This is a genomic window from Methylobacterium nigriterrae, assembly GCF_037106235.1.
GTDB classification, from domain to species: Bacteria; Pseudomonadota; Alphaproteobacteria; order Rhizobiales; family Beijerinckiaceae; genus Methylobacterium; species Methylobacterium nigriterrae.
Genome location: NZ_JBAWTG010000599.1, coordinates 1 through 392, shown reverse-complemented (window position 1 = coordinate 392; position 392 = coordinate 1). Strand labels below are relative to the sequence as shown.

The 392-nt window shown below is 72.2% G+C and carries 1 pseudogene; it reads left to right on the top strand.

From position 1 onward, the window contains the following. Nucleotides 1-392 (top strand): annotated as a pseudogene (locus WDW90_RS38395) (HlyD family type I secretion periplasmic adaptor subunit); the annotation flags it as partial.

Genomic DNA, 392 nt, shown 5'->3' with positions numbered 1-392 from the left:
CCCGCTCCAACCTCGACATCGTGCTGCGCGCCCTCGACGTGCTGGCCGCGCGCCGGGCCCGCGAGGAGGCCGAGCGCGACGGCGACGTCGCGGTCACCTTCCCCAACGACCTGCTGGCCCGCGCCGGCTCGGACGAGGCGGTCGCCCACCTGATCGACGGCGAGCGGCGGCTGTTTGCGGCCCGCGCCAAGGCGCGCACCGGCCAGAAGGAGCAGCTGCGCGAGCGCATCGCCCAGCTCGATCAGCAGATCGCCGGCCTCAACGACCAGATCAAGGCCAATGCCAGCCAGACCGCCTTCATCACGCAGGAGCTCAAGGGCATCCGCGAGCTCTGGCAGAAGAACCTCGTGCCGATCTCGCGCATGACCAGCCTCGAGCGCGACGCGGCCCGC